Genomic DNA, 26,202 nt, shown 5'->3' with positions numbered 1-26,202 from the left:
TTGACACAAAGATATCCCAGTCAGACCGCTTTCCGGCTCCAATGTCTGTGCAAAACAGACAGACGCCGAAAAGGGACAAACATAAATGCCGTTCAAAGCCTCCGATTTACTGGCTGATCTCAACGATCAAAACAGACTTCCAGCTAACAGCGACCCAGATATCGCAGGCTTTGTTGCCAACCGATGCAAACGCTCGTTTCACCCCGAGTTTCAACAAGGGCTTGCTTCGCTCTCTGGACTTGCGGCAGGCACACGAATTCTTACGGATTTGGGACCATCACCGATTGAGAACATCCGACCAGGCGACAAGGTGCGCACCAAAGACGGCGGATATGCGCAGGTCAAGGCAGTTGGCAGTTACGACATTCAGCCAAATGATATTGCATGCTGCCCGACCTTGCGGCCCATCGTTGTTCCCGCAGGAACATTCGGCAATGTTGCTCCTATGAAAGTCATGCCATCTGTTGAGTTTCTTATCCAAAGCGAGCGTGCGCGTATTCTATTTGAGACTGGTAAGGTATTGGTGAATGCCTATTCCTGCCTCGATTATCACGGTGTTGATTTCTATTCTGCGCGAAGGACGTCGGTTTTCCACGTTCTTTCGTTCGACAATGAAGAGGTCATCAACGCAGATGGCGCTTGGGTGTCATCCGGTCCGCGGCTTGCCCGTTCCTCAACAACACACAACCGCGTTCACTGGATTGGGGAGCCAACACAAGGCTTTGCTTTCTCAGAGTACCGACGCCTAAGCCGCTATGAAACGCGCCTACTTCTAGGGAGAGCGGCGCGCGGCATGCGGAATATTAGTTTGAAAGCGGCCTAGCGCGCCTCTTAGTCAAGGCGCACCGACGGACTCGCATACTCTTCTGCGCTCGACTTACCGATTTTCCCGAGAGAGAAACTGGCGACAACGGAAATCACTGCGATCAAAACTGCTGCGGATGCGATAACTTTCATTTTGCCTCTGCCGTTTCATCTTCATTGGCTTGCTTTTCTTCAATGCTTTCAACCCATAGAGAGTGGTGCTCACGCGCCCATTGCTTTTCAACTTCGCCCGAACCAACCGCCGCAAAGGCGCCTTCCATCCCGACCGAACCGATATAGATATGCGCAATCACGATGGCCATAAGCATGAACGCCAAAACCGCGTGCCAAAGCTGCGCGAATTGCATGTCCTCTTGGGGTGAGAGCACAGTCGAAATCTCACCATATCCAACGATCTGCGGAAGGCCCGTAGCATTCAGCATCTGAAATACGGATTCAAACAGCGGAATAGAATGCGGGAACAGGAGCGAGACACCTGTGACCGAGATCGCGCTACCGAACAACACTACCGACCAGAAAATAACCTTTTGACCCGCGTTAAACCGCTTGGCGGGGGGATGTACGCCCTTCTTGAATATCCCTCCCCCTTGAGCGATCCATTGAAGGTCTGCGCGATTTGGAATGTTGTCTTTGGCCCAAACCACGACGATCATTATCAGCCCCAGTATGAACGCAAAGCTTACGTTGTTGTGGATCCATTTTGAGGCCAGAGCGAGCGTTGCGAAAGCGTCTTTCCCCAACCACGGTATTATCCACATCCGACCGAGAAGTGAGATCAAACCCGTCACTCCAAGCAGAATAAACGATATGCCAAGAATCCAATGCCCCATGCGCTCAATCGTATTGAAACGAAGGATCGTCTCGCCGGTTTTCTCGCCATCAATTCGAATTTTGCCGCGGATTAGATAAAATAGAACAAGAAGAAGGATGGTACCGAGCAACAGATAACTTCCAAATGGGGCCAGCACGTCACGTCGGAACTCAAGCCACCACATGCCACCGCTTTGGATAACGCTTTTGGCGGCTTCCCCTCCGGTGGAGACCGTCACATTCGCGGAACCATACCGAAGCGCGCGCCATAGGTCCGGATCCGAGGCGCCACCGAGCGTTCCAAGTTGATCGGTGATCGCGGCACCTTCTGTATTTCCTGTGACATCGCGGCGGAAACTATCATCAATGACGATCTTCTGTTGCCGCGCCATGATATCTTCGAGCGTTTGCGCGCCGCCGGTTGCGCTTCTGTCTGAGCTTTGTGCAAAAACGCCCGTTGGCTGTACTATGATCAGCACGAACGAGAGAAGAATTCCAAGTAAAAATCGTAGCATATGCACCCCGAAAAACATCGAGCATGGGCGAACCACTGTCCGCCCTATTGCCATTTTGCGGGTTATCAACCGCCCTTCAATCCGTAGGCAGTTCCCCAGCCCCAAGCACCGGCACCGAAGCCTCGCGCCACAACACGCTCGCGATAAATTTCGGAAACGGTGTCGCCATCCCCTGCAAGAAGCGCCTTTGTAGAACACATCTCTGCGCAAATTGGCAGCTTGCCTTCGGCTATACGGTTGCGGCCATATTTCTTGAACTCTTCGGTTGAACCATTTTCCTCAGGGCCACCAGCGCAGAAGGTACATTTATCCATCTTGCCGCGGCTACCGAAGTTGCCTGCCTGCGGATACTGCGGCGCGCCGAATGGGCAAGCATAGAAGCAATACCCACAACCGATGCAGAGGTCTTTGGAATGAAGAACGATCCCGTCCTCGTTCTGATAGAAGCAATCTACGGGGCATACCGCCATACACGGCGCGTCCGAACAATGCATACAGGCAACCGAAATAGATCGCTCTCCTGGTGAGCCATCGTTGATCGTCACCACGCGACGTCGGTTGATGCCCCACGGCACGTCATGTTCGTTTTTACAAGCCGTCACACATGCGTTGCATTCAATACAGCGCTCGGCGTCACAGAGAAATTTTGCTCTAGCCATCGTATCTCTCCTTTACGCTGCTGAAATCTTGCAAAGAGTACATTTCGTCTCTTGCATCTGGGTTACGGAGTCATAGCCATATGTCTGGGCGGTGTTTGTACTTTCACCCAATACATAAGGATCGGCGCCTTCAGGATACTTGCTGCGCAAGTCCTCTCCTTCGAAATGGCCGCCGAAGTGGAACGGCATAAAGGCAACGCCCGCGGCAACACGCTCCGTCACCATTGCCATCACTTTGACCTTGGCGCCCTCGGCACCTTCGACCCAAACCTGCTCGCCATCACGAATACCAAGATCGTTGGCATCGCGCCGGTTGATCTCGACAAACATGTCTTGCTGAAGTTCGGCGAGCCATGGATTTGAGCGGCTTTCGTCGCCACCGCCTTCATATTCAACCAGCCGCCCTGATGTCAGGATGATCGGGTATTCATTACTGAAATCCTGCTCTTGAATAGAAGCATACATGGTTGGAAGGCGATAAAACTTGCGGTCTTCGTAGGTTGGGTAATCCGCCACAAGGTCGCGACGGTTGGTGTAAAGCGGCTCGCGATGGATCGGCACCGGATCAGGGAACGTCCAAACCACAGCCCGCGCCTTGGCGTTGCCGAACGGTGCGCACTCATGCTTGATCGCAACGCGTTGAATTCCACCGGAAAGATCGGTTTTCCAATTGGTCTTTGGCCCAGCCACAGCATCGATCGCTGCACGCTCTTCTGCGGTCAGGTCAGAATCCCATCCAAGGTCCATCAACATCTGCATGGTAAACTCGGGATAGCCGTCTTCGATCTCCGAGCCTTTGGAGAACACACCCTCAGCCAGAAGGTTGTCGCCATCTCGCTCCACACCAAACCGCGCGCGGAACGTAAGGCCACCCTCTGACACCTTTTTCGACATGTCATAGAGGTTCGGCGTACCCGGATGCTTCATCTCTGCGGTGCCCCAGCACGGCCATGGCAAACCATAATAATCACCATCGGCGGGGCCACCAACAGCCTTGAGCGTCGTGCGATCAAACGTGTGCTGGTTTTCCATGTGAAGCTTGATCCGCTCAGGGCTTTGGCCGGTATAGCCAATCGTCCACAAGCCGCGATTGAATTCGCGCGTAACGTCTTCAATATTTGGCGTTTCTGGATCTTCCATCTCGATATTGCGGAACAAACGATCAGCAAAACCAAACTTATTGGCAAACTTCGCAATGATCACATGGTCCGGCAGGCTTTCAAACAAAGGGTCTACGACCTTATCGCGCCACTGAAGACTGCGGTTGGATGCGGTAACTGACCCACGCGTTTCAAATTGCGTACACGCAGGCAGCAAGTAGCATCCGTCAGTGCGATCATGCAGAACCGCGGAAACCGTTGGGTACGGGTCGATCACGACCAACATATCCAGCTTTTCCATTGCCGTTTTCATTTCCTTACCGCGTGTTTGAGAGTTGGGCGCATGGCCCCACAACACCATCGCGCGAACGGGATTGGGGTTATCGGTGTTTTCTGAATCCTCCATAACCCCATCGATCCAGCGGCTAACGGGAATACCGATGAGATTCATCAGGTTCTGTTCATTACCGTCATCGCCGGGGGCAGTTGCAAACTGGCCTTTGAGCCAATCGAGGTCTTCATCCCAAACACGCGCCCAATGCGCCCACGCTCCTTCGGCAAGCCCGTAATACCCTGGCAGTGTATGAGACAGCACGCCAAGGTCTGTTGCGCCCTGAACATTGTCATGGCCACGGAAAATATTTGTGCCGCCGCCTTCGGTCCCCATGTTGCCCAACGCAAGCTGAAGTACACAATAAGCGCGCGTGTTGTTGTTTCCGGTGGTGTGCTGAGTGCCGCCCATGCACCAAATTACGGTGCCGGGGCGATTATTGACGAGCGTATGCGCAACGCGGCGAAGCTGTTCGCCCGGTGCGCCTGTCACGCGCTCAACCTCTTCGGGATTCCAGCGTTTCACCTCTTCGCGGATCTGGTCCATGCCCCACACACGCGTGCGGATGAATTCTTTGTCCTCCCAACCGTTCTCGAAGATGTGCCACAAAATACCCCAAACAAGGGCAACGTCCGTTCCCGGCCGGAAGCGGACGTATTCATCGGCATGTGCCGCAGTCCGCGTAAAGCGAGGGTCGCACACGATTAGCGGCGCGTTGTTTTCTTCTTTGGCTTTCAAAAGGTGCAATAACGAAACCGGATGCGCCTCCGCGGGATTGCCACCAATGACAAAGATCGCTTGCGAGTTGTGGATGTCGTTATAGCTGTTTGTCATCGCTCCATAGCCCCAAGTGTTCGCAACACCTGCAACCGTGGTTGAGTGACAAATACGCGCCTGATGGTCCACGTTGTTTGTGCCCCAATAAGCAGCGAACTTACGGAACAGATAGGCTTGTTCGTTGTTGTGCTTCGCAGAACCAAGCCAGTAAACCGAATCCGGTCCGCTCTCTTCGCGGATATTCATCATGCCGTCGCCGATCTCGTTGATCGCCTGTTCCCAGCTGATGCGTTTCCACTCGCCGTTTTCTTTTTTCATCGGATACTTAAGGCGACGCTCGCCATGAGCATGCTCGCGAACAGCCGCGCCTTTGGCGCAATGTCCGCCAAGATTAAACGGACTATCCCATCCAGGTTCCTGTCCAACCCAAACGCCGTTATAGACCTCGGCAACAACCGTGCACCCAACCGAACAATGCGTGCAAACCGATTTAACAGTTTCAACCGCCTGTGTTGCCGCTGATTGCGCGGTGGCCGGCGCTACAGTTCCGCCCGTTGCCCCAATCGCGGCCAATCCGCCAACAGCCAGACCTGACCCTCGCAGAAATGTGCGTCTGTCGACTGATTTTGAAGCAACCTCAGACAGGATACTTGTCCGAGGAGAACGTCGCGGCGCTCCGTTGGTCTTTTTCCTAAGCATCTTTATTCTCCCTGGCTTGCGCGGCTGATCACGCTTGCTTGGTTATTGTCGCTACCGGCCTGATGATCGCTTTATGGCCAGCTTATTCCGCGCGGCTTATGTCGCGCGCGGACTTTAGAAGGCACCCTTACCTAGAAGCGGGCGCTGTCAAAATAGGCGCGGGTATGTGCGGTATCTTGCATCAATCCCTTTTCGGCTTTTTCAAGGTTTTCTGCTTCAGCTTCTTTCCCTGTAAGTGCCACTGCCGCAGCAGGAGCCGTTGCCGAAGCAAGCTTCAAAAAATCCCGACGGCTTGCGCCTTTCTTGCTGTCTTTCGTCACGGGATAATCCTCCCTATTTGTGGTACTACCGCACCGTTAAGTTGCGGATCACTCCGCTTTCCGTGGGCTTAAGAACTGCCCAAAAGTCGAAACGCTTCGCGTTCGATATCCATGAATTCACGTCCAACTGACCCAACTGATGCGTAAAGCACTGAGTTCTTCGCACCTTCCAGGTCGCTGAAGAAATGCGGAGCCCAAGGGCCAATGTGCCGATTGAAAAATGTTTTCTGACCACCGAGGGAAACAACTGTACCGAATTTTCCGGTTATCATCCCCGCCATCATTTCCATGAGCGACGCGATATTGTCTTCTGGCTCAAATATATTTGGAGCACGCTGCATGCCGCGCGCGGCCATGTCTTGTCGCAGTTTTGCCAAAGGCTTTTCGTTCAGGAACCCCGTCAGATAATAGGATGCATAAGGGAGCAACTCTCCGCGACCAAGGCCGATAAATAGATTATTAAACTCACTCTCGACCGTTTTGGGTTTACAAACCTTGGCAACACGCGCCAGTGACCCGATTGCGCTGCCGAGTGGACTCTCATCCCCTTCCAACTGGCTCAGTTGTTTGAGCATCGTTCCATCCGCCGGTCGTGCAAGAACAGCGGCGAGGAAGTTGTACATATCCGCACGCATACGGTCTTCTTCGGGAATTTCCAAACCATCATTTAGCGCCATGTTCATGTCAGCCCCCTACCCGTTCTTGCGGCTGCTCAACACGAAAACGCATGCGCCGCTTTGGAAGTTCCGTTGGCGCTGCTTCCGAGTTGACTGGCTCTACTGCCTCATTTGATGAAAGAACCAATTCGGGTTCGGTGCCATCCTCTTCGGCTGCATCGAAGGCATCTTCATCTTCAAGCAACTCGGCAATCTCTGCTTCTTCCGCTTGCCGAGCAATATGCGCTAGCATGCCTTTGCCAACCTGATAGGCAGTTTGCATGCCTTCAATCACATTGGCGGAATCGGTGAAATCTTCGCCGTAATCGACCAAGCCATCCAAATTCGCGAGTGTCGCGTTGGTTCCCCAGAGTTTTCTTAGGGCTTTGCGCCGAATACGTTCTGGAACCGCCTTGCCCATAAAAGCAGAGAAATCGTCACCAGCCTTCAATGTCTCGGGGTCGGGTAAGTCCAACTCTGCCAAGATCTCTGCATCAGATTTTTCCGCAGCCAGTTCTTGTTGACTCGCCCGTTCCTGTTCAAGTGCAGCTTCCTGTTCGGCCTCTGCCTCTTTCTGAACAGACCTGATCCGCTCCGACCAGAAATCGCGCCCTGTTGTCATTGCTTGACCTCCACAACGCCCTTCTGGGCAGCCGTCACGAGCCTTGACTTAACTGAACTCGGCGCACGATACACATCGGCAGTCTGTTCGATCCGCGCGTCGCCAATTCCGTCATCTTTCAAATCTACGCGTTCGTTCCTGCGGCGGCGTTTTACAAAGATTTCTTCTTCATAGTGGGCATCAACAAAATCCCGAACCCAAGCAACGAGCCCTTCAGGCATCGGCACTTTCTCAACCAGCTCTTCACCGCTGTCTGTATAGTCCTGCGCTTCATACGGAGAAGCCGTCACAAGCACGATCTCGGGCGGTTCGGACGCTATCTCCTGACGCATAACCACATAGATTGACGGTACACGCGTCGAAAGTCCGTGCTTATAGGCTTCAGCGTCAGCTCTATGGAGTTCAAGCGGGCGGGTCGCGGCATGAAACTCAACGGTGTCTTCATAGGAGCGAAGCTCACGCCAATTCGCATCTCCTGATCCGGGCAAAACAGCAACGGCTTTCCAAGCGAATGGAACCCACTTCGTTGCACCAGGCACACGCCGAATGACAACGCCAAGGGGCATCACCTGTTTTCTGTGTCGCGCTTCGCTCACTTCTCCTCCGAAATTGAGTTAAAGTATGGATTCAGGCTGTCAAAAAACTCCGCCGGTCTCTTCAATCAAATCGAGTATAACACGGAAAATGAATTGCGATAGCTTTTCGAACCAGCATTGCATCGCGGCAATATTGGCAAGGCCACGAGCAGTTTTCGAGGCGAATTCCACAGGCAAAATCAGGTTCAGAACAAACTTACTTTCGCGTTTTCTTGCTCGCTGATTCTGAAAAACTGTTTACGGGCAATGCGTTTCATGCCTACCCTTGCAGAACAAGCCAGCACCGGAACAACCGATCCGGTCGCGAGCAAGAGGAATTGCAATGTCCAAATCATTGTTGCTGTGTAATTGCCTTGGAAGCCAGTCTCTCGACCAAGAGGCGCTTTCTGAGAACACCCCCTTTGCTTGCTCTAAAGTCCACAACGAGCTTTGCGGACAAGAGGCGGAAATAGTGGCCGAGGCGCTAATATCTGGTGATGTGGCTATTGCCTGCGGACAGGAAAGCGCATTTTTCGCCGAACTCGCTGAGGACCTAAATGTACCCGCTCCGCTGTGCATCGATATCCGCGATCGCGCGGGATGGACGATGGATACCGCTGCAACCACGCCCAAAATGGCCGCTCTATTAGCCGAGGCGCAATTGCCCGGCGCCCCTGCAAAAACGATGGATGTTTCATCTGAAGGCCTGTGCCTAATACTCGGCGAACCGGATGTAACCATTCCAGCAGCAGAGCAACTGTGCGAGGTGCTCGCCGTTACCGTCTTGCTCCCGCCCGATACCGCGCCATTTCCCGATCAGCGGTTCGATACAGTTGCGGGATCGCTAAAATCTGCGCGGGGTGCGTTTACAGAATTTGAAGTGCAAATTGAGGACCTTCGCGAGCCGCTAAAAGGTGGTCGTGGTGAATTGGATTTTGGGCCCGTGCTTGGGCGCGGCACAACGACTTGCGATATCATCCTTGATCTAACCGGAAACACACCGCTGTTTCCCGCGCATGAAAAGCGCGATGGGTATCTTCGCGCAGATCCGAAACACGCGCCCTCAATTGCCTCTGCTGTATTTGACGCCGCGCAGCTTATCGGCACCTTTGAAAAGGAGCTCTTCCTTCGTCTAACCGAACCTCTGTGTGCACATTCAAGAGCGCAGCAAACCGGCTGTAGCAATTGCATTGATATTTGCCCTACCGGAGCGATTACACCCGCTGGAGATCATGTTGCAATTGATCCAATGGTCTGTGCGGGGTGCGGCTCTTGCGCATCGCTTTGCCCGTCTGGCGCGATTGAATATGAAAGCCCAACAAGCAGCGAGGTTTTTCGGCGGATAGAGACATTGGCGCGCACATTCCTTGATGTGGGCCTTGATAAGGGTGGAAAAGCGCCGCGTCTACTTGTTCATGATAATCAGTTTGGAACTGAATTGCTTCGAAATTTCGCGCGATATGGGGATGGCCTGCCAGCCGATGTGATCCCGCTTGAAGTTTCGGCGCTTTCAACATTCGGTCATGCCGAAGCGCTTGCTGCTCTTGCAACAGGTTTTGTGGCCGTGGACATCTTGCTCGCGCCAAAAACTGAAACCGAAGCACTAGAACGGGAAGTCTCCACAGCAAATGCGATCGCTTCAAATTCCTCAGTTCTGTTGATTTCTGTGACAGACCCCGACGATTTGAGCGAACTGCTTTATGCCGCCGCCCCCGCAGTTCCTGAAGTTTTGCCCATTCTTCCGCTCGGAAATCGCAGGCAAGTCACCCGCCTCGCGGCCAAATCCCTCAACCCGGAGGCAGACATTATAGAACTGCCAGACCATGCGCCCTATGGCGCAGTTACAGTTGATACAGATGCCTGTACGCTATGCTTGTCTTGCGTTTCCCTCTGTCCGTCGGGCGCTCTTGGCGACAACCCTGACCTCCCTCAACTGCGCTTTCAGGAAGACGCCTGCCTTCAATGCGGACTTTGCGCAAACGTGTGCCCCGAAAACGCCCTTACGCTTGAACCGCGCCTAAATCTTGATGAAAGTGCGCTTTCACAAACCGTGATCCACGAGGAAGAGCCCTTTGCCTGCGTCAACTGCGGGGAGCTGTTTGGCGTGAAATCCACAATTGAGAAAATCACGGAAAAGCTAGCAGGCAAACACAGCATGTTCGCCAGTTCCGACGCTGCCCGCATGATTCAGATGTGCGACGACTGTCGTGTTAAAACTCAAATGCATAGCGCGAACAATCCATTCACAGGAAAAGAGCGCCCCCCCGTGCGCCGCAGCGAGGATTACTTCAGCAAACGCAAGGATCATTGATCAATTTTCAATACACATTCTAAGGAGCAACAATGAGCGACGATTTCAACATGTCGATCCGGAAATTTCTCAAGCAAGTTGGGGTAACGTCCCAGCAAGCAATCGAAGAGGCCTTAAGGAACAGTGACAAAGGCAAAGGCCCTTTTAAGGCAAAAGTTGTTCTTACAATCGACGAGATCGAATTGGTCCACGAAGTTAATGGCACGATTGAAGGCTAATCTAAAGTGACCCTAACCCGAGAGACCGTTCTTGCGGTGTTGAAATCTATAAAAGACCCGATCTCAGGCAACGATATCATCGAAGCTGGCCTAGTTCGGGCGTTGACGGTTGAACCCGAGCAAGTTCGTTTTGTGCTTGAGGTAAGCGGAAGCGCTGCAGCAGAATACGAAGACGTACTCAGCCGCGCAAAAGAGGCGATTGAAAACCTCGACAGCACGCAAAGCGTCTCTGCGGTCATGACATCTCATAGCACCCCGAAAGCCCCACCAGACCTCAAACCAAACCGCCGCGCGGAGCCAAAAGGCCCAGAACCAATTCCTGGCGTGAATAACATAATTGCCATCGCATCCGGCAAGGGCGGTGTTGGGAAATCGACCGTTGCGTCCAACTTGGCGTGTGCGCTCGCTGCAAAGGGGCGAAAGGTTGGCCTACTTGATGCGGATGTTTACGGCCCTTCACAACCCCGCATGCTCGGCGTGTCTGGGCGTCCAGCCTCTCCGGATGGCAAAACGATTTTGCCCATGCGGAATCACGGGGTTACGATGATGTCGCTCGGCCTCATGACCAACGAGGATCAGGCCGTGGTATGGCGCGGCCCTATGCTTATGGGCGCGCTTCAACAAATGCTGGGGCAAGTTCAATGGGGTGCGCTGGATGTTCTGATCGTCGATCTCCCCCCTGGTACAGGGGATGTTCAGATGACCCTTGCCCAGAAAGCCAAGCTAACCGGCGCGATCGTTGTTTCAACCCCACAGGACGTCGCGCTCCTAGACGCGCGGAAGGGCATCGACATGTTCAACCAGCTCGGCACACCGATCCTTGGTATGATCGAGAATATGTCCACGCATATCTGCTCCGCTTGCGGGCACGAAGAGCATGTTTTCGGGCACGGTGGCGTAAACGCAGAGGCGGCCAAGCTTGGTGTTCCTCTATTGGCCGAGATTCCGTTGCATATTGATATTCGCCTTGCCGCAGACGGCGGTGCGCCGATTGTTGTTTCCAAAGCAGGGAGCAGCCAAGCGAGCGCATTCCTAAGCCTCGCCGACCAGCTAATCGAGACTGGCGTGGCCTAAGAATGGTGCAGTTTCCTCCGCTCATGTCCGGCATCGAAGTGCCTCCTATGGGTGACGCATTCAAAGCGGCACAGGCTCACGCAGCACGCGGATGTGATGCAGGACTAATTGCTTATTCAATGACTCCAGATGAGCTTTCCGCTGCCATCGTGTTCGCCCCTGAAGTTCCGCTCGCAAAAGCAATGGTTATGCTTCCAACTTGTGGAATCGGTTTTCAAAACGCCCTTGGAGTGCTTGCCCCACCGGAGGTTGCGCTTCATCTTGCTTGGGACGGAGGCTTCATACTCAACGGAGCCAAGTGCGGAGGGCTGCGCGCTGCTGCGTCAACCTCTGATCCTGCTCAAACACCTGACTGGCTCGTTATTGGGCTATCCGTTCCGATTTGGCCCTCCTCAGGCGAAGGCGAAGAAACACCGGAAACGACCGCACTGTTTAACGAGGGGTGCGCCGAGATTGATATCGAACAACTCCTTGAAAGTTGGGCAAAGCACACGTTGGTCTGGGTCAATCGGTGGGAAGAAGAAGGCACCCAAGCCATTCATAGCGCTTGGAGCGGGCTGGCTTGGAAGATGGGAGACCAGATCGACATGAACGGGGAACGCGGAATATTTCAGGGTGTAGTCGAGGATTTTGGCATGCTTTTCAAAACCTCTGATACGATCAAACTCTTTCCACTAACTGCTGTATTGGAGAGCTAAAATGCGACTTGCACGGGTGATCCATCTTGATGAAAGCGACCAAAACGTATTCCACAATCCGGCACGTACAGGGGAATGGTGTGTCTCTGGCGGGTTCGAGTTTTCAAACTGGAGCGAGGGCGATCTCACGGGAAAGTCGCGTCAGGCGTTTGCCAACGGGTGGCTTGGATTGGAAACATTCGGTCGCGCAACCTTCGTTGCCGTTGCCGAACTGAACGAGGCTGAACGCGACGCCCTCGAGCAAAGTTTGGCGCAACATTTTGTCGAAATTTACGGCGCTCCTTCTGCGGAAGCGGCAAGCAAGGTCGCCGCCGAAGAAATCGCGTTTATGCAGGATTTATGCGCCGACCACGCGCCTAACACGCTTCTAATGGTGTCTCGCGAATTGACTGAAGCTGGTGTCAAAGAACAGTTTCGCAAAATCGAACCCCAAGACGCGGGATTAGAACAATTTGCCATCCATGGCTCTGTTGACGATTGATCGAATAGCTACCGCGTCGCGTTGAATGTAAAGAGTTGCTCTCCGTTTATCTGGTAGCCGTCAATCAACGCTTCGGCCTCTTCACTCACCAGCCATTCCTCAAGCTTTTGTGCACCCTGGGCGTTTACATGACTGTGGCGCTCTGGATTAACCGGCAGATACGCATATTGGTTAAACAGCAGTGGATCACCAGAGAACAAGAGCGCCAGCCCTTCCTTGTTTCCGAAATTGAGCCAGCTTGCACGATCAGACATTGCATAGGCACCCATCCCAGCCGCCGCATTCAATGTCGCGCCCATTCCCGCCCCGACCGCTCGATACCAATCACCAAACTGCTCTGGATCAAACCCGGCAAGCTGCCAAAGCGCGCGCTCTTTTTTGTGCGTGCCGCTTTCGTCGCCGCGACTGACAAACAACGCTTGGTTGGCCATAATACTTGATAAGCTTTCAGCCGCGCTTTCTGCGTTTCCGACACCCGCTGAATCCTCTACCGGGCCGATGAAAACAAAATCATTATACATTATTTCTCGCCGATGCGTGCCAAAGCCTCCATCAACAAAGGCCTCTTCCGCCTTTTGGGAATGTACAAGAATGGCATCAACATCACCTGCCTCACCCAGATGAATTGCTTGCCCGGTTCCAACCACCAACAGCTGTACGTTTAGCCCAGTATCCTTAGCGATTTCGGGCAGCAAAACATCGGCGAGTCCCGAATTATGAAAAGACGTTGTTACAGCAAGGCGCAAATCTTCGGCGAGTGTCGGTACAGCCGAACAAATTGAAAAAACGGCGCTTAAAACCAGATGCTTCATTCTACAATATCTCCTCTTAAAAATTGCTCGGTTTCTGGAGTGGCCGGAGAATTAAAAAAATCTTGTGCGGGTGCACATTCATGAATTTGGCCACCAAGCATAAAAATCACATCATCCGCGAGTCTTCGGGCCTGCCCCATATCGTGGGTCGACATAACAAGCCGTGTGCCGTTTGATTTTGCGTCCTGAAGCACCCCCTCGATAACGCGCGTGGCTTTGCCATCGAGATTGGCGCAAGGCTCATCCAGAAATAACACATCCGGCTCTCGGATTAGCGCCCGCGCAAGGGCCAGCTTTTGCTTCTCCCCTCCCGAAAGCCGCGAAGCATTTTGTTGCAGGCGAGACGCAAGCCCAACTTTCGCAGCCCAGCGCGCCGCAGCTTCGTTTGCTTCCTTTCGGGATTTTCCGGCTAGGGTAAGTGGATATGCCAAATTGTCTAAAACGCTGCGGCGCATAATGATCGGCGATTGGAACACAAACGATTGCCGCTCGCTCGCCGCATTAAATGCTTGCGCCCAACGCAATCGCCCTTCGGATGTGCGCTCTAATCCATGCATCATTCTAAGCAAAGTGGTTTTGCCAGAGCCGTTTGGACCGATCACGATAGTCGTCCCTGCCCCTGCAAGCGTATAGGTTACAGGACCAACAATTCGCCGCCCGCGTTTTGCGACAACGACCTCCTGTAGTTCAAGTGGAAGGATCGAGTTTACCATCTCCCCTCCCTTTCTGTTCGTGTTAGCCAATGGATCGCTACATTCACCGAAATCGCCAAGCCGATCAGCACAAATCCAAGGCCAAGCGCCAACGAGAAGTCTCCCTTGCTGGTTTCAAGCGCAATTGCTGTGGTTAAAACACGCGTTGCATGGTCGATATTGCCGCCCACAATCATAATAGCGCCGACTTCCCCGATCGCTCGGCCAAATCCAGCGAGTGAGGCCGTTAACAGCGCCCTGCGCCCATCCCAAACGAGCGTTTTAATCCGTTGGTTTCGTGTGGTGTTTAGTGAGATCAGAAGATCATGATACTCAGCCCAAAGTTCGCGCAAGCTTTGATGAGCAATAGAGGCAATCAGCGGAGTAATAATAATCACCTGCGCGATGATCATGGCCGACGGCGTATACAAAAGCCCCAAAACCCCGAATGGCCCCGATCGTGACAGCAGCAAGTAGACAAACAAGCCAACAACAACTGGAGGAATGCCCATAAGCGCGTTCAACACAGCAATCGCGAGCCGCCGGTGGCGGAAGCGGCGAATTGCAAGCCATGCGCCAAAGGGCAGCGCGATCAATGAAGAGATAACAAGAGCAGACAGCGTAACCTGAAGCGAGCGAAGTGTAATCTCGACCAGATCGCTATCAAGCGTGATCAGCAACAAAAACGCCGCTTTCAACCCTTCAAGAATCTCGCCCATTCATTCTCGCGTTCAAAAACCAAACAATCTATTCGGCAAGTGTTAGAGAATTTCCAAACGATTGAAAGCACTTGTATTCATTTCGCCAAAGAAATGCGCCGTTCAGCTGTTTTCTCGAAGCGACTGGACGAGCTCTCGCACCCGCTCTGCATTATCCAGCGCGAGACTTCCGTCGCGATTCCAGAAAGAATTCTCAAATCCAACTCGCAGCTTGGCCCCATGTGAATGCGCCGCAACCAAACAATCGGTTTCAGCCCGACCAAATGCACAGACCATCCAATCGGGCATTTCCTCAAATTGCCGCATTTCCTTAAGAATTGGATCAAGCAATTCGGGTGAGGAGCTATTCTCATCGCCATATTTTCCGAGCACCCAGAGGAGTTGCAAATTGGGCGACAGAAGTAATTCCAATGAAATCGTCTGACGCAAAAGCGCCAGATCGTCTGTGGAATACAAAATATGCTGCACCGTGATACCAGCGTCCGCACATTGATCGTAAAAGCGGCGTGATGTCTGTTCATCCTGACGGCCTGCAATTTCGCGAATGGACACCGAGACAAGCTCGCAGCCTGAACCAAGCGCAACATCCATTTGTAGCGGCGGTTCGTATTTTCCGGCAGCTTCAGTTGTGATCTGGACCGTCATCGCGGGGACACGAGCATGTAGTTCCGTGATCGCCTCTCGATATGCGCCCGCATCGAGTAAGTGCGCGCCCTCTTCATCCCGAAGGTGGAAATGCAGACCGTCAGCACCTGCATGAGCGCAGGCCTCTGCGCAATCAAGAACTTCCGATAATGTAATTGGCACAGCGCTATGAGCATCTTTGCCGTGGCGCGCACCATTGGGCGCCACCATTATCTTTGGCAGCATCGTCATAGAACTTCCGCGAAGGCTGCTCCGAGCTTGTCGGTGATTTCCTTTATATGCTCATCTGCCAGGATAAACGGTGGCGCAAGAAGCACGTGATCTCCGTTACGTCCATCGACCGTGCCGCCCATTGGGTAGCACCCTAAACCGTTGGCGAAGGCCGCTTTCTTGATTTTCGCATTGATTGCCAGTTCAGGTGCAAATGGAGACTTGGTGTCTCTGTTTTCTACAATTTCCAGCCCTTGGAACAGGCCGCGGCCGCGAATGTCACCGATATTTGGATGTTGCCCGAAAGAGGCTTTGAGAGCCGCATTTAGCTTTTGTCCCATGTCAGCGGAGCGTGCTGCAAGCCCAGCAGTGAGTTTATCGACAACGACGTTAGCGGCGGCGCAGGCGGTCGGGTGCCCAACGTAAGTATGGCCGTGCTGGAAAAAGCCGGTGCCCGCTTCGATTGCCGCGTAAATTTCTGCTGAACACAGCATGGCACCTATAGGCTGATACCCAGCGCCAAGCCCTTTCGCAATTGTTACGATATCCGGCCGAATGCCTTCTTGCTTGTACGCAAACACGCTTCCTGTTCGCCCCATCCCGCACATGACCTCATCAAGGATGAGAAGAATCCCATATGTGTCACAAATTTCGCGGATGCGTTTGAAATAGCCTTCAACAGGTGGAACAGCGCCCAATGTTGCCCCAACAACCGGCTCCGCAACGAATGCGATAACGGTTTCCGGCCCAACGCGCATAAGCTCTTCTTCAAGTTCATTGGCCACGCGCTGGCCGTATTCAAACGCGCTTTCCCCATCTTGCTGCCCCCTATATGCATAACAAGGCGAGATGAGCGAGGTTTCAACCATCAACGGGGCGAAGGGCTCTTTGCGCCATTGGTTGCCGCCGGTTGCAAGCGCTCCGAGGGTATTGCCGTGGTAACTCTGACGCCGCGCAATAAACCGGCGGCGGGTGCTCTCTCCCTTTTCAAGGAAATATTGGCGCGCGAGTTTCAGCGCCGCCTCAACAGCTTCAGAACCGCCAGAAACGAAGTAAACGCGTTCAAAATCCCCATCCGATGCGGCCACGAGCTTGTCGGCCAACTGTTCGGCGGGCTCGGATGTAAAGAAACTTGTATGTGCATAGGCCAACGACTCAGCCTGCGCTTTGATCGCCTCAATCACATCGGGATCGCCATGGCCAAGACAGGACACAGCCGCGCCACCGGACCCATCAAGGTATTTTTTCCCTTTATCATCAAAGAGGTAAACTCCCTCTCCACGCATTGCAGTTGGATAGGAGTGCTTCGTGTGACGGTGGAAAACATGGGACATAGCGCGCCTCCGCAGCGAAATGAGATGCGCCAACTTGAAACAGATGAATCATTTGTTGACAAGAGATGAAACGAGTGAGAATGTCTCAAAACCTCGGGGGGAGGAATTTTGAGCGAAGCTTTCGATATAAAACTTGCGTCTGCTTACGATGGGTTAAGCGCGAAACTTAAAGTCGCCGCAGACTTTGTTGCGCAGCACCCCGTCGATGTGGCTACGCGCTCGCTGAGGGCGATTGCGCAGGAGAGTGAGCTTGCTCCAGCAACATACTCACGACTCGCACGCGCTCTCGGGTACGAGAGTTTCGAGGCACTGCGCGATGTGATTCGACTGTCGATCAATCGACGCGTAAGCAGCTTTTCTCAACGTGCCGAAAAACTTCAATCTGAAATTGGCTCCCGCGGGCCTGATAACTACTTGGCAGCCTATCGGGACGCTTGCGTCGATAACATCCAGAGCTTTGCCGCCTCAGTCGACCCCGAGATTTTAGCCGAAACGGTAGTGCAGCTTCACAACGCCCGACGCGTCCTTGTTCTTGGTGCACTTGGCTCGACCGGGATTACAGAACACATGGCTTATGTAGCCAATTTTGTAAGCCCCTCTTGGACGCTGGGCGGCCGAATGGGCGCCTCACTCGGAAGCGGACTTGAAACACTTGATCAGGAAGACGCGGTAATTATCGTTACAAAACCGCCCTTTGCACCGCGCATCATCCGAGCCGCCGAACTGGCGCGCGAACGCGGAGCTAAGGTCATCGTTATTACCGACACTCACAAATGTCCGGCATTGCGATATGCGACAACTGCCTTTATCGTCCCCTCAGACGGACCACATTTTTTCACGTCCTACACGGCCACATTATTCTTCGTGGAGACTATTGTCGGAATGCTTGCCAGCCAAGGTGGAGAGGAAACACGCGATAGAATTGCTGCTGTTGAAAGTAACAACAGGCGCCTTCACGAAGTGCGCGATGCAGAGGCCTAACTTTTTCAACTCAATCATAAAAGGGAGAAAACTTATGAGAAAAATCACCACAACTTTGGCCAGCGCCGCAATTGCGGCCACGATGGCTCCGGCAGCTTTTGCCGAAGAGTTCATCACCATTGGTACCGGCGGTGTGACCGGCGTTTACTACCCAACGGGTGGCGCGATCTGTCGCCTTGTAAACAAAGGCCGCAAAGAGCACGGCATCCGCTGCTCTGTCGAGAGTACAGGTGGTTCGGTGTACAACATCAACACAATTCGCGAAGGCGAGCTTGAGTTCGGTGTTGCGCAGTCTGACTGGCAGTACCACGCCTATAATGGCACATCCAAGTTCGAAGAAGCCGGTCCATTCGAAGGCCTGCGCGCTGTATTCTCTGTTCACCCAGAGCCGTTTACAGTTGTTGCACGTGCTGACGCCGGCATCACAAACTTTGATGACCTCAAAGGCAAGCGCGTCAACATCGGCAACCCAGGTTCCGGTCAGCGCGGTACAATGGAAGTGCTGATGGGCCAAAAAGGTTGGGCTATGAGCGATCTTGGCCTCGCAACAGAGCTTAAGGCTGCCGAGCAGTCTGCTGCGCTTTGCGACAACCAGATCGACGCCATGGTTTACACCGTTGGCCACCCTTCCGGCTCCATTCAGGAAGCAACAACAGCATGTGACTCCGTGCTCGTAACGGTTGACGGCGACGCAGTTGAAGAATTGATCGCGAACAACTCCTACTACCGTCACGCCACAATCCCTGGCGGAATGTATCGCGGCAACGATGAAGACGTGAACACATTCGGTGTGGGCGCGACCTTCGTAACATCAGATGCTGTTTCCGAAGAAGCGGTATATGCGGTTGTATCTTCTGTCTTTGAAAACTTCGAAGACTTCAAGAAGCTGCACCCTGCATTTGCGCATCTGAAGCCTGAAGATATGGCAACTGCCGGTCTTTCCGCTCCTCTGCACCCAGGTGCTGAGAAGTACTACCGTGAAAAAGGCTGGATTAACTAATCCACGCATTTTCAGAAGGGCTGCCTATGGGCGGCCCTTCTTTGTTTTTAAGGTAATTTAAGATCAAGCCGCGCGCAAAAAGCTGGCAGATCAGGGAGAGTGACATGGCCGAAACCGACAAACATAATCGACCGTTAAGCGAAGAAGAGCTACAGGATCTGGTTAGCTCCTCCGACGCGGGCGCCCGAAATCCGGCAGGAAGTGTTGGAACATTCCTTGCAATCGTGGCGATCACTTGGTCGGTCTTTCAGGTCATTCTCGCATCCCCGTTGGCAAACCAGCTATTGCCGGGATCGGTCATCAATAACTCACGCCAAATTCACTTGGCGTTCGCTATCTTTCTCGCCTTTATGGCGTACCCCGCCTTCAGCAAAAGCCCGCGTGATTACATTCCGATCCAAGACTGGATCATGGGTATCGCTGGTGCTGGCATCGCGATGTACGGCTATATTTTCTATACAAAAGTCGTCAATTCCGGCGGCCTTGCCGACGACGTAGACAAATGGTTTGCGCTGGCAGGACTGCTTCTGTTGTTTGAGGGCGCACGGCGTGCGCTCGGGCCAGCAATGGCAATTATTGCGATTGTCTTCCTCGCCTATGTTTTCTTCGGGTCATCCAGCTGGGTTCCCGAAGTTATCCAATGGAAAGGCGCTTCGCTCAAGAAGGCCATGAGCCACATGTGGATTACATCCGAAGGGGTGTTCGGCATTGCGCTCGGTGTTTCGACGAAATTTGTGTTTCTCTTTGTGCTGTTCGGCGCGCTGCTCGATAAAGCAGGCGCGGGCAACTACTTCATCAAAATGGCGTTCGGTGCACTTGGCCACCTCCGTGGTGGCCCTGCAAAGGCCGCTGTTGTCGGCTCTGCTGCAACCGGTCTTATTTCCGGCTCTTCGATCGCCAACGTGGTGACAACCGGCACCTTCACAATCCCTCTAATGAAACGCGTTGGTTTCACCAGCGAAAAAGCGGGCGCGGTTGAAGTTGCAAGCTCGGTGAATGGCCAGATTATGCCACCGGTTATGGGGGCTGCGGCCTTCTTGATGGTGGAGTATGTGGGCATCTCCTATGTCGAGGTGATTACCCACGCGTTCCTCCCCGCTGCGATTTCCTACATAGCGCTGGTTTACATCGTTCACCTCGAGGCTGTTAAGAACAACCTTCCGACATTGGGCGACCGTGTTGTCTCCCTTGGGCGAACCATCGCTGGGATGGCGGTATTTTTCGTCGGCTTCGCTGCGATCTGTTACGGCGTCAAATATCCGGTTCAGTTCATAACTTCGATGGTGCCGGAGGGCGCAGGTTGGATTCTCGCGCTTCTGGTGTTTGTGGCCTATGTTGCACTGCTTTGGCTTGCCTCGACTGTCGACGACTTGAAGCCTGATGATCCAAACGCCGAGAAGGTTGAACTGCCTGTTGTTGGCGAAATCTACAAAGCCGGACTTTACTATCTTCTGCCGATCATTGTTCTGGTTTACTTCCTGATGATCGAACAGAAATCGCCCGGCCTATCGGCCTTCTGGGCAACTGCACTGCTCTTTGTGATCCTTCTGACACAGCATCCACTCAAGGCCTTCTTCCGCAAAAACGCGGATATGACCGAAGCAGTTAAACAGGGTGTTGTGGACCTTATCCAAGGTCTCATCGACGGCGCGCGAAATATGATCGGCATTGGTCTTGCGACAGCGACTGCTGGTGTGATTGTTGGAACCGTGACTCTTACAGGGGTTGGTCAGGTTATGGCTGATCTTGTGGAGTTCCTCTCAGGCGGTAACCTCGTGTTGATGCTGGTAATGGTTGGTCTGCTCTCGCTCGTTCTGGGCATGGGGCTACCGACAACAGCGAACTACATCGTTGTGTCGTCGCTTATGGCTGGCGTTGTGGTTCAGCTTGGTGAGCAAAGCGGCCTGTTTGTCCCCTTGATCGCGGTACACCTCTTTGTGTTCTATTTCGGGATCATGGCTGACGTGACGCCCCCTGTGGGTCTTGCGAGTTTCGCCGCTGCGGCGGTTTCAGGCGGAGACGCTATCCGAACCGGCTTCGTGGCCTTCTTCTATAGCCTGCGAACAGTAGCCCTCCCCTTCGTGTTCATCTTCAATACGGATTTGCTGTTGATTGATGTCTCACTTGCTCAAGGGATACTGGTCTTTGTGATCGCCTCGATTGCGATCTTGGTCTTTACGGCAGGAACTATGGGGTTCTTCCTCACCAAGAGCCGAATTTACGAAAGTCTGCTCTTGATCTTCGTCGCGTTTGCCTTGTTCCGTCCTGATTTCTTCATGGATCGGTTACAACCTCCACTCGTAACAACGGAGGCCAGTGCATTCACAGAAACGCTAGGTGCCGCACAGGTCGGAGACCAGCTTCGCGTTCTTGTCGAAGGGCCGGACTACAACACCGGAGAGCCAAAGAGTTCGACACTTCAGGTCGACATCACGAGCGATGGCGATGCGGATAGCCGCCTTGAAGAGTTCGGGTTTATGTTGATGGAGGATAACGGTCAAATCCTGATGGAAGAGCCGATGTTCGGCAAACCCATCTCAGATTCCATGGCCAACTTTGATTTCTATGCAGATATGCCCGTGACAATCACCGCCGTTCAGGTGCCACAGGAACAGATGCCGAAAGAGATCATCTTTATCCCTGCCCTCTTGCTGCTCGGTCTCATCGCCTTGCTGCAACGTGGTCGCATGACAAAACAAGGAGTACCAGCATGAGTACGACAATCCTTTGCGCTGTCGATATCAGCAACGAAAACCGCGACATCCACGTCCTACAGGAAGCGCTAAGACTGGCAGGGCTGCATGATGATGCACAGCTTGATGTCATCACTGTCTTGCCCGACTATGGAACGAGCTGGGTCGGCAGTTTCTTTGAAAAGAAGCATCATGACCAAGTTGTGAAGGAAGCAAAGAAACACCTCAACGCCCTTGTTCAGGCCGCGCTCGGGAGCGATGTGAACGCCAAAGTTCGGCACATCATCGCGACCGGAACGGCCTATGAGGAAATCCTCAAAACGGCCAAGCTCGACAAATCAGATTTGATTGTGATCGGCGCGCATAAGCCTGACTTCAAAGATTACCTGTTGGGCCCGAACGCCGCACGCGTCGTGCGGCATTCGCGCTGTTCGGTTTTTGTTGTTCGGTAATTGGATATTTGATCGGGTCGAAAACCCCGATCATTGGCGCTAAAACAACCCCGCGTCGCGTGCAATCATCGCGGCGTGGGTTCTGTTATTCGCTCCAATCTTACGGCACAAGTTTTTCATGTGCAGCTTGATGGTGACTTCCTGTAGCTCAAGATCGCGCGCGATCTCCTTGTTTGCCAGTCCTTTACACAGCCCTTTCAGAACCTGATACTCTCGCTCGCTCAAGTTGCGGGCAAGCGGGTGCTCGCGCCGCTCATCGATCGGCGCATTCATAAAGTCATTCGGGACATACACTTCACCTGACGCCATGAATCGGACGGCGTTGATAAGCGATTTAGCTTGCATAGTTTTTGGAATGAAACCGACTGCACCAGCCTCAAGTGCAAGCTTGGCGACATCACGATTGGCAACACCAGACATTAGCGCAACAGGGCAGCCTCGCGCCTGCTTCAATACCGTTGAAACACCTTCTAAACCAACAAGTCCGGGCATGCTGAAATCAAGCAGGATCAGATCAAAAGGATTGTTTGTTTCTATGGTCTTGAGCGCAGTTTCGTACGTGGCCGCCGTAGATACATCGATATCTTTCTCGGACGCAAAAAGCGCAGACATAAGGTCCAGAACCATAGTGTGGTCATCGACAATCAAAAGCCGCAAAACAGGTCGTTCCTAATGCTATTATTTACAATTCAAAGGTTGAGGCAGATTGATGGCATAATTTCGGCATTCAAAAAAATCTACAAATTCCTATACAAAAGTATAAGACACTATCCCAAATTGACGCAACGCCAGAATAAAATTTCGCTAAGGTCTTATTAATTGAAAATGGAACTGTAGTTAATGATTTTTCAGAAATTACTTCCTTCATTTTGCTTCGCCCTAGCGCTCACACTCACGGGATTACCCAGCGCATCGTCCGAAAGCAACGTGGAAGAAGAGAAAATCGTACTAACAGTTTCGGGGCGAGCACAAAGCACTGATCAAGGGGAGAATGCGTCGTTTTCAATCACTTCGCTCCGCGCACTCCCTTCAGAATCTTTCAAAACTTCAACAGTTTGGACAGAAGGCATACTGGAATTCAAAGGCGTTTCGCTTTCCGTTGTTCTTGATGAAACAGGCCTTTCTGGCAGCCGTCTATTTGCGACTGCCGCAAATGATTACAACGTAGAGATTTCGATTCCCGAGCCTGGCTCAAAGTACCCGATAATAGCATATGAGCTTAACGGAAAACCGATGAGCTTGAGGGAAAAAGGCCCTCTTTGGATTGTGTTCCCTTATGACCATTCCAAAGACTATCAACTCAAAACCATTTACGCCGAAAGCGTTTGGCAATTGGAATCACTTACATTTGAAGAGTAAGCTTCGGCAGTTACCGACTTAATCCATTGGAGTTCCGCAGGCCGTGAAGTTGCTCTCTCTCAATCACATTAAATGGCATCTTGCCGGATTGAGCGTGGCAATCACGGTTCTTCTCGGGATCTTGATCTATCTTAGCTTTTCCGTCCGCGACCAACTGGCTCTACTCCGATCAACGCCGATTGATAATGCGCAATGGACAGTGTCCCAGTTTGAGGTCGAGTTTTGGCGTTTGCACGAAGCAGCAATTCTAGCAAATTTGTCATCGGAGCCCGATCTTGAGGAGCTTCGAAAGCGCTTTGATCTTTATTATTCACGCGCAGCCATCGTTGCCGCGCTCGAAGCACAGGGACGTATGTCCTATAACGCTGATGCGCCGCAAATCTGGGCTGACATTCTTGCGCAAGCTGATGAGCTCGCAAAAACGATCGATGCGTCAGATGAAACTCTCCGCAACGAGCTCGCGCGCCTTGCTCAAACTCTAATTAGCACTGCGCCGCATATTCGTGACGCCTCTGTCGATACTGTTGCGTTCTTTGCAAGCACTTCTGATCAACAACGTACAACACTTGCCTCACTGCTTTTTCAGGTAGCATTGGTAGCAGTCATTCTGATGGGGGCCTTCCTGCTTGTCGGCGCGCTGCTCATTCGGGCTCGTATGCGATCAGAACGTGTACAAGAGCAACTGTCGGCAGCCAAAGAGCGGCTTCAATCAACAGTCGGGGCAGCGCTCGACGCGGTTCTGGTCATTGATCACCGCGGCGATATTCTTGATTTCAACGGTGGCGCAGAAAAGATTTTTGGCTATTCACGAGATGAGGTGCTCGGCAAGGATATGGCTAGATTCTTTATCCCCCAAGAGCACCGCGCTGCCCACCGCGCTGGCATCAGACGGTACTTGAAAACAAAAAACTCCAGCATCATCGGGAAAGGCCTGGTCGAACTGGAAGCCTTGCGAAAAGGTGGCGAGCGCATCTCGGTTGAGGTCTCAGTTGCTTCCGTCACGGAAGAGGGAAAACCGGTTTTCATTTCGTTCATTCGTGACATTTCAGACCGGATTGCCGCGCAGAAAGAAATTCTAAATTCACGTGACGAGGCGATTGCTGCGAACAAAGCAAAATCCGATTTCATCGCCTTGATGAGCCACGAAATGCGCACGCCGCTGAATGGTTTGATTGCAGCGCACGAAATCCTCGGCGCCACTGATCTTTCAGAAAAGCAGGATAGGTTCCTAACCATCGCGAATACATCAGGCCGGCATTTGATGGCCCATGTGAACAACATCCTCGACATTACGGCTTTGGATTCAAAGACAACGTCTCAACAGCTTAGCCCAGTAGATTTAGCTGCCACAATTGAGGATATGGTCGAGAATCTGCGCCCGCTTGCCTGCTCAAATGGAAACAGGATCACAGCCCGTGTAGATGGTTTTCCGTACAAGCATTTGATGGGGGATCAGACATGCCTGAACCGGATCTTGCTGAACCTGATCGGGAATGCCATCAAATTCACCCATAATGGCCACGTACAAATAGACCTCGCTGTATCAGAAGAGCAAGGCGATCAAGTCGAAATTGAAATTCATGTCAGCGACACAGGTCGCGGTATTCCTGCCGGGCAATTTTCGCGTGTGTTCGATGATTTTGTACGACTCGACACATCTTTGGAGCGCGACACCGAAGGAACGGGGCTTGGCTTAAGTATCTCGCGACGCATGGCGGAGGCCATGGGTGGGGAAATTGGCGGCGACAGCGTGTTCGGCGAAGGCAGTACATTCTGGGTCCGACTGCCTTTCACAAAACCAACAAACTATGACCTTGAGCAACTGCTTGGTCAAAAGGTCGAAGAGGCTAGCCCTGCTGCACCGGCCGCCAATTTGCAACAAAACATTTCCGCGCTCATCGTCGAGGATAACAGGATCAACCGAGAGATTTTGATCGAATACTTAACAGAGCTGGGCGTTTCGACAGCTTCAGCAGAAAACGGTGAACTAGGCGTAAACCTCGCGCGTCACACGGCTTTTGACATCATTTTCATGGATATCAGCATGCCTGTCATGGATGGGCTGGATGCAACGCGTGCAATCCGTGAAGAAGGCGCATCCAAGAATAGTAGGATCATTGGGTTTACTGCCTACTCAAGCGAAGAGAACTTACAGCGATGCATCGACGCTGGCCTCGACGATTTCGTCATTAAACCCGTTTCACGCGCATCTGTTCACGAGGCCCTCCTTAAAAAGCGTTCCGCGCAAAATAGGCTCGCATCGCAAGACTATCACAAGCTGATCAACCTTCAGCAAGTCGCGGAGCTCCGTGATATTTTGGGGCCGGAGCAATACAAGAAGAACGCCGAAAAGTTCTATCAGGAAATTACAGAGAACCTTTCCGGACTGAAGAAGACAGTGCTGTCCAACCGGGGCAAAGCAATTGCCAATGAACTACATAATATGTCCGGATTGGCGGCCTCGATGGGTGCGAAAGCGCTGCATCAAGCGTTGCAGAATGCCGAAGAAACAACTGTTGATGGATGTATTCAGGATACCCTGCAAGCGATCATCAAAAGCCAACTCGTGCTGCAAGAAACATGGGCCACTGGCGAGCTTCAGAAATAGCGTGCGGCAAAACACATTTTGAATAA

The 26,202-nt window shown here is 52.7% G+C and carries 26 protein-coding genes; 12 read left to right on the top strand and 14 right to left on the bottom strand.

Translation table 11 applies throughout. From position 1 onward, the window contains the following. Positions 1-85: 85 nt before the first annotated feature. Positions 86-823 (top strand): Hint domain-containing protein, encoded by a 738-nt coding sequence (locus OU789_RS02980; RefSeq protein WP_274653152.1) that lies wholly within the window; start codon positions 86-88, stop codon positions 821-823. Positions 824-831: 8 nt separating this feature from the next. Here OU789_RS02980 and OU789_RS02975 read toward each other — a convergent pair whose 3' ends face one another. The 8 genes from OU789_RS02975 to OU789_RS02940 all read right to left on the bottom strand — a co-directional run bounded on the left by OU789_RS02975 (position 832) and on the right by OU789_RS02940 (position 7,880). Continuing rightward, complete coding sequence (locus OU789_RS02975) at positions 832-957, bottom strand: hypothetical protein (RefSeq protein ID WP_263953907.1); 126 nt, start codon at positions 955-957, stop codon at positions 832-834. Further along, positions 954-2,150 (bottom strand): formate dehydrogenase subunit gamma, encoded by a 1,197-nt coding sequence (locus OU789_RS02970; RefSeq protein ID WP_274653150.1) that lies wholly within the window; start codon positions 2,148-2,150, stop codon positions 954-956. The genes OU789_RS02975 and OU789_RS02970 overlap by 4 nt, the downstream gene beginning before the upstream one ends. A 65-nt stretch (positions 2,151-2,215) precedes the next feature. After that, the gene (gene fdh3B, locus OU789_RS02965; RefSeq protein WP_263953909.1) at positions 2,216-2,809 is read right to left on the bottom strand and encodes a formate dehydrogenase FDH3 subunit beta; all 594 of its coding nucleotides are present in this window, start codon (positions 2,807-2,809) and stop codon (positions 2,216-2,218) included. Positions 2,810-2,821: 12 nt separating this feature from the next. Continuing rightward, positions 2,822-5,716, bottom strand: a complete 2,895-nt coding sequence (locus OU789_RS02960) for a formate dehydrogenase subunit alpha (protein WP_274653147.1) — start codon at positions 5,714-5,716, stop codon at positions 2,822-2,824. A gap of 131 nt (positions 5,717-5,847) precedes the next feature. Next, positions 5,848-6,036, bottom strand: a complete 189-nt coding sequence (locus OU789_RS02955; RefSeq protein WP_263953911.1) for a twin-arginine translocation signal domain-containing protein — start codon at positions 6,034-6,036, stop codon at positions 5,848-5,850. Between the two features lie 68 nt (positions 6,037-6,104). After that, a complete protein-coding gene (locus OU789_RS02950) occupies positions 6,105-6,719 on the bottom strand; it encodes a TorD/DmsD family molecular chaperone (protein ID WP_274653145.1) in 615 nt (204 codons plus the stop codon). 1 nt (position 6,720) lies between these two features. After that, positions 6,721-7,314: a DUF3306 domain-containing protein gene (locus OU789_RS02945; protein WP_274653143.1), complete on the bottom strand. Its 594-nt coding sequence runs from the start codon at positions 7,312-7,314 to the stop codon at positions 6,721-6,723. Then, positions 7,311-7,880 carry a DUF3305 domain-containing protein gene (locus OU789_RS02940; RefSeq protein WP_274654498.1) on the bottom strand — a complete coding sequence of 190 codons (570 nt, stop codon included), beginning with the start codon at positions 7,878-7,880 and terminating at the stop codon, positions 7,311-7,313. Before OU789_RS02940 ends, OU789_RS02945 begins: the two co-directional genes overlap by 4 nt. Positions 7,881-8,232: 352 nt before the next feature. Between OU789_RS02940 and OU789_RS02935 the strand changes: the two genes are divergently transcribed. Genes OU789_RS02935 through OU789_RS02915 form a run of 5 tightly spaced genes read left to right on the top strand, consistent with a single transcriptional unit; the run spans position 8,233 to position 12,671 of the window. Continuing rightward, a complete protein-coding gene (locus tag OU789_RS02935; protein WP_274653141.1) occupies positions 8,233-10,200 on the top strand; it encodes a 4Fe-4S binding protein in 1,968 nt (655 codons plus the stop codon). A 32-nt stretch (positions 10,201-10,232) separates the two neighbouring features. Beyond that, a complete protein-coding gene (locus OU789_RS02930; RefSeq protein ID WP_263953916.1) occupies positions 10,233-10,418 on the top strand; it encodes a DUF6494 family protein in 186 nt (61 codons plus the stop codon). A gap of 6 nt (positions 10,419-10,424) precedes the next feature. Next, positions 10,425-11,492: an Mrp/NBP35 family ATP-binding protein gene (locus OU789_RS02925; RefSeq protein ID WP_274653138.1), complete on the top strand. Its 1,068-nt coding sequence runs from the start codon at positions 10,425-10,427 to the stop codon at positions 11,490-11,492. 2 nt (positions 11,493-11,494) lie between these two features. Further along, positions 11,495-12,190: a biotin/lipoate--protein ligase family protein gene (locus OU789_RS02920; protein ID WP_274653137.1), complete on the top strand. Its 696-nt coding sequence runs from the start codon at positions 11,495-11,497 to the stop codon at positions 12,188-12,190. A gap of 1 nt (position 12,191) precedes the next feature. Continuing rightward, positions 12,192-12,671: a DUF6505 family protein gene (locus tag OU789_RS02915; RefSeq protein ID WP_274653135.1), complete on the top strand. Its 480-nt coding sequence runs from the start codon at positions 12,192-12,194 to the stop codon at positions 12,669-12,671. 8 nt (positions 12,672-12,679) lie between these two features. Here the strand turns inward: OU789_RS02915 and OU789_RS02910 are convergent, their stop codons facing one another. The 5 genes from OU789_RS02910 to OU789_RS02890 form a co-directional block, all read right to left on the bottom strand. After that, complete coding sequence (locus OU789_RS02910) at positions 12,680-13,483, bottom strand: substrate-binding domain-containing protein (RefSeq protein WP_274653133.1); 804 nt, start codon at positions 13,481-13,483, stop codon at positions 12,680-12,682. Then, positions 13,480-14,196 (bottom strand): ATP-binding cassette domain-containing protein, encoded by a 717-nt coding sequence (locus tag OU789_RS02905; protein WP_274653131.1) that lies wholly within the window; start codon positions 14,194-14,196, stop codon positions 13,480-13,482. The genes OU789_RS02910 and OU789_RS02905 overlap by 4 nt, the downstream gene beginning before the upstream one ends. Further along, positions 14,190-14,894 carry an ABC transporter permease gene (locus OU789_RS02900; protein ID WP_274653129.1) on the bottom strand — a complete coding sequence of 235 codons (705 nt, stop codon included), beginning with the start codon at positions 14,892-14,894 and terminating at the stop codon, positions 14,190-14,192. Before OU789_RS02900 ends, OU789_RS02905 begins: the two co-directional genes overlap by 7 nt. Positions 14,895-14,996: 102 nt before the next feature. Further along, on the bottom strand, positions 14,997-15,770 hold the full coding sequence (locus OU789_RS02895) for a 3-keto-5-aminohexanoate cleavage protein (RefSeq protein WP_274653127.1): 774 nt from the start codon (positions 15,768-15,770) through the stop codon (positions 14,997-14,999). Next, positions 15,767-17,083 (bottom strand): aspartate aminotransferase family protein, encoded by a 1,317-nt coding sequence (locus OU789_RS02890; RefSeq protein ID WP_274653125.1) that lies wholly within the window; start codon positions 17,081-17,083, stop codon positions 15,767-15,769. Before OU789_RS02890 ends, OU789_RS02895 begins: the two co-directional genes overlap by 4 nt. A gap of 108 nt (positions 17,084-17,191) precedes the next feature. On the opposite strand from OU789_RS02890, the gene OU789_RS02885 reads away from it, so the two are divergent. The 4 genes from OU789_RS02885 to OU789_RS02870 all read left to right on the top strand — a co-directional run bounded on the left by OU789_RS02885 (position 17,192) and on the right by OU789_RS02870 (position 22,209). After that, a complete protein-coding gene (locus tag OU789_RS02885; protein ID WP_274653123.1) occupies positions 17,192-18,064 on the top strand; it encodes a MurR/RpiR family transcriptional regulator in 873 nt (290 codons plus the stop codon). A 34-nt stretch (positions 18,065-18,098) separates the two neighbouring features. Then, positions 18,099-19,064: a TAXI family TRAP transporter solute-binding subunit gene (locus OU789_RS02880; RefSeq protein ID WP_274653121.1), complete on the top strand. Its 966-nt coding sequence runs from the start codon at positions 18,099-18,101 to the stop codon at positions 19,062-19,064. A gap of 104 nt (positions 19,065-19,168) precedes the next feature. Further along, positions 19,169-21,778 carry a TRAP transporter permease gene (locus tag OU789_RS02875; RefSeq protein WP_274653119.1) on the top strand — a complete coding sequence of 870 codons (2,610 nt, stop codon included), beginning with the start codon at positions 19,169-19,171 and terminating at the stop codon, positions 21,776-21,778. Continuing rightward, positions 21,775-22,209 carry a universal stress protein gene (locus tag OU789_RS02870; protein WP_274653117.1) on the top strand — a complete coding sequence of 145 codons (435 nt, stop codon included), beginning with the start codon at positions 21,775-21,777 and terminating at the stop codon, positions 22,207-22,209. Before OU789_RS02875 ends, OU789_RS02870 begins: the two co-directional genes overlap by 4 nt. A 39-nt stretch (positions 22,210-22,248) precedes the next feature. Here OU789_RS02870 and OU789_RS02865 read toward each other — a convergent pair whose 3' ends face one another. After that, positions 22,249-22,866 carry a response regulator gene (locus OU789_RS02865; protein WP_274653115.1) on the bottom strand — a complete coding sequence of 206 codons (618 nt, stop codon included), beginning with the start codon at positions 22,864-22,866 and terminating at the stop codon, positions 22,249-22,251. Between the two features lie 270 nt (positions 22,867-23,136). Here OU789_RS02865 and OU789_RS02860 point away from each other — a divergent pair, with 270 nt between their 5' ends. Further along, positions 23,137-23,568: a molybdopterin-dependent oxidoreductase gene (locus tag OU789_RS02860; protein ID WP_274653113.1), complete on the top strand. Its 432-nt coding sequence runs from the start codon at positions 23,137-23,139 to the stop codon at positions 23,566-23,568. A gap of 43 nt (positions 23,569-23,611) precedes the next feature. Next, entirely contained in the window at positions 23,612-26,176 is a 2,565-nt protein-coding gene (locus tag OU789_RS02855; RefSeq protein ID WP_274653111.1) for a hybrid sensor histidine kinase/response regulator, read from the top strand. Positions 26,177-26,202: the final 26 nt, after the last annotated feature.

The organism is Halocynthiibacter sp. C4 (assembly GCF_028823805.1).
GTDB lineage: Bacteria > Pseudomonadota > Alphaproteobacteria > Rhodobacterales > Rhodobacteraceae > Falsihalocynthiibacter > Falsihalocynthiibacter halioticoli.
This window is presented reverse-complemented; position numbering and strand designations above follow the sequence as displayed.

Coding starts and splice junctions, on each gene's coding strand:
- OU789_RS02970 (WP_274653150.1), bottom strand. CDS start 2,150: ATGCTACGATTTTTACTTGGAATTCTTCTCTCGTTCGTGCTGATCATA.
- OU789_RS02940 (WP_274654498.1), bottom strand. CDS start 7,880: ATGCCCCTTGGCGTTGTCATTCGGCGTGTGCCTGGTGCAACGAAGTGG.
- OU789_RS02945 (WP_274653143.1), bottom strand. CDS start 7,314: ATGACAACAGGGCGCGATTTCTGGTCGGAGCGGATCAGGTCTGTTCAG.
- OU789_RS02950 (WP_274653145.1), bottom strand. CDS start 6,719: ATGAACATGGCGCTAAATGATGGTTTGGAAATTCCCGAAGAAGACCGT.
- OU789_RS02900 (WP_274653129.1), bottom strand. CDS start 14,894: ATGGGCGAGATTCTTGAAGGGTTGAAAGCGGCGTTTTTGTTGCTGATC.
- OU789_RS02935 (WP_274653141.1), top strand. CDS start 8,233: ATGTCCAAATCATTGTTGCTGTGTAATTGCCTTGGAAGCCAGTCTCTC.
- OU789_RS02905 (WP_274653131.1), bottom strand. CDS start 14,196: ATGGTAAACTCGATCCTTCCACTTGAACTACAGGAGGTCGTTGTCGCA.
- OU789_RS02910 (WP_274653133.1), bottom strand. CDS start 13,483: ATGAAGCATCTGGTTTTAAGCGCCGTTTTTTCAATTTGTTCGGCTGTA.
- OU789_RS02895 (WP_274653127.1), bottom strand. CDS start 15,770: ATGACGATGCTGCCAAAGATAATGGTGGCGCCCAATGGTGCGCGCCAC.
- OU789_RS02890 (WP_274653125.1), bottom strand. CDS start 17,083: ATGTCCCATGTTTTCCACCGTCACACGAAGCACTCCTATCCAACTGCA.
- OU789_RS02880 (WP_274653121.1), top strand. CDS start 18,099: ATGAGAAAAATCACCACAACTTTGGCCAGCGCCGCAATTGCGGCCACG.
- OU789_RS02930 (WP_263953916.1), top strand. CDS start 10,233: ATGAGCGACGATTTCAACATGTCGATCCGGAAATTTCTCAAGCAAGTT.
- fdh3B (WP_263953909.1), bottom strand. CDS start 2,809: ATGGCTAGAGCAAAATTTCTCTGTGACGCCGAGCGCTGTATTGAATGC.
- OU789_RS02875 (WP_274653119.1), top strand. CDS start 19,169: ATGGCCGAAACCGACAAACATAATCGACCGTTAAGCGAAGAAGAGCTA.
- OU789_RS02920 (WP_274653137.1), top strand. CDS start 11,495: ATGGTGCAGTTTCCTCCGCTCATGTCCGGCATCGAAGTGCCTCCTATG.
- OU789_RS02960 (WP_274653147.1), bottom strand. CDS start 5,716: ATGCTTAGGAAAAAGACCAACGGAGCGCCGCGACGTTCTCCTCGGACA.
- OU789_RS02975 (WP_263953907.1), bottom strand. CDS start 957: ATGAAAGTTATCGCATCCGCAGCAGTTTTGATCGCAGTGATTTCCGTT.
- OU789_RS02870 (WP_274653117.1), top strand. CDS start 21,775: ATGAGTACGACAATCCTTTGCGCTGTCGATATCAGCAACGAAAACCGC.
- OU789_RS02980 (WP_274653152.1), top strand. CDS start 86: ATGCCGTTCAAAGCCTCCGATTTACTGGCTGATCTCAACGATCAAAAC.
- OU789_RS02915 (WP_274653135.1), top strand. CDS start 12,192: ATGCGACTTGCACGGGTGATCCATCTTGATGAAAGCGACCAAAACGTA.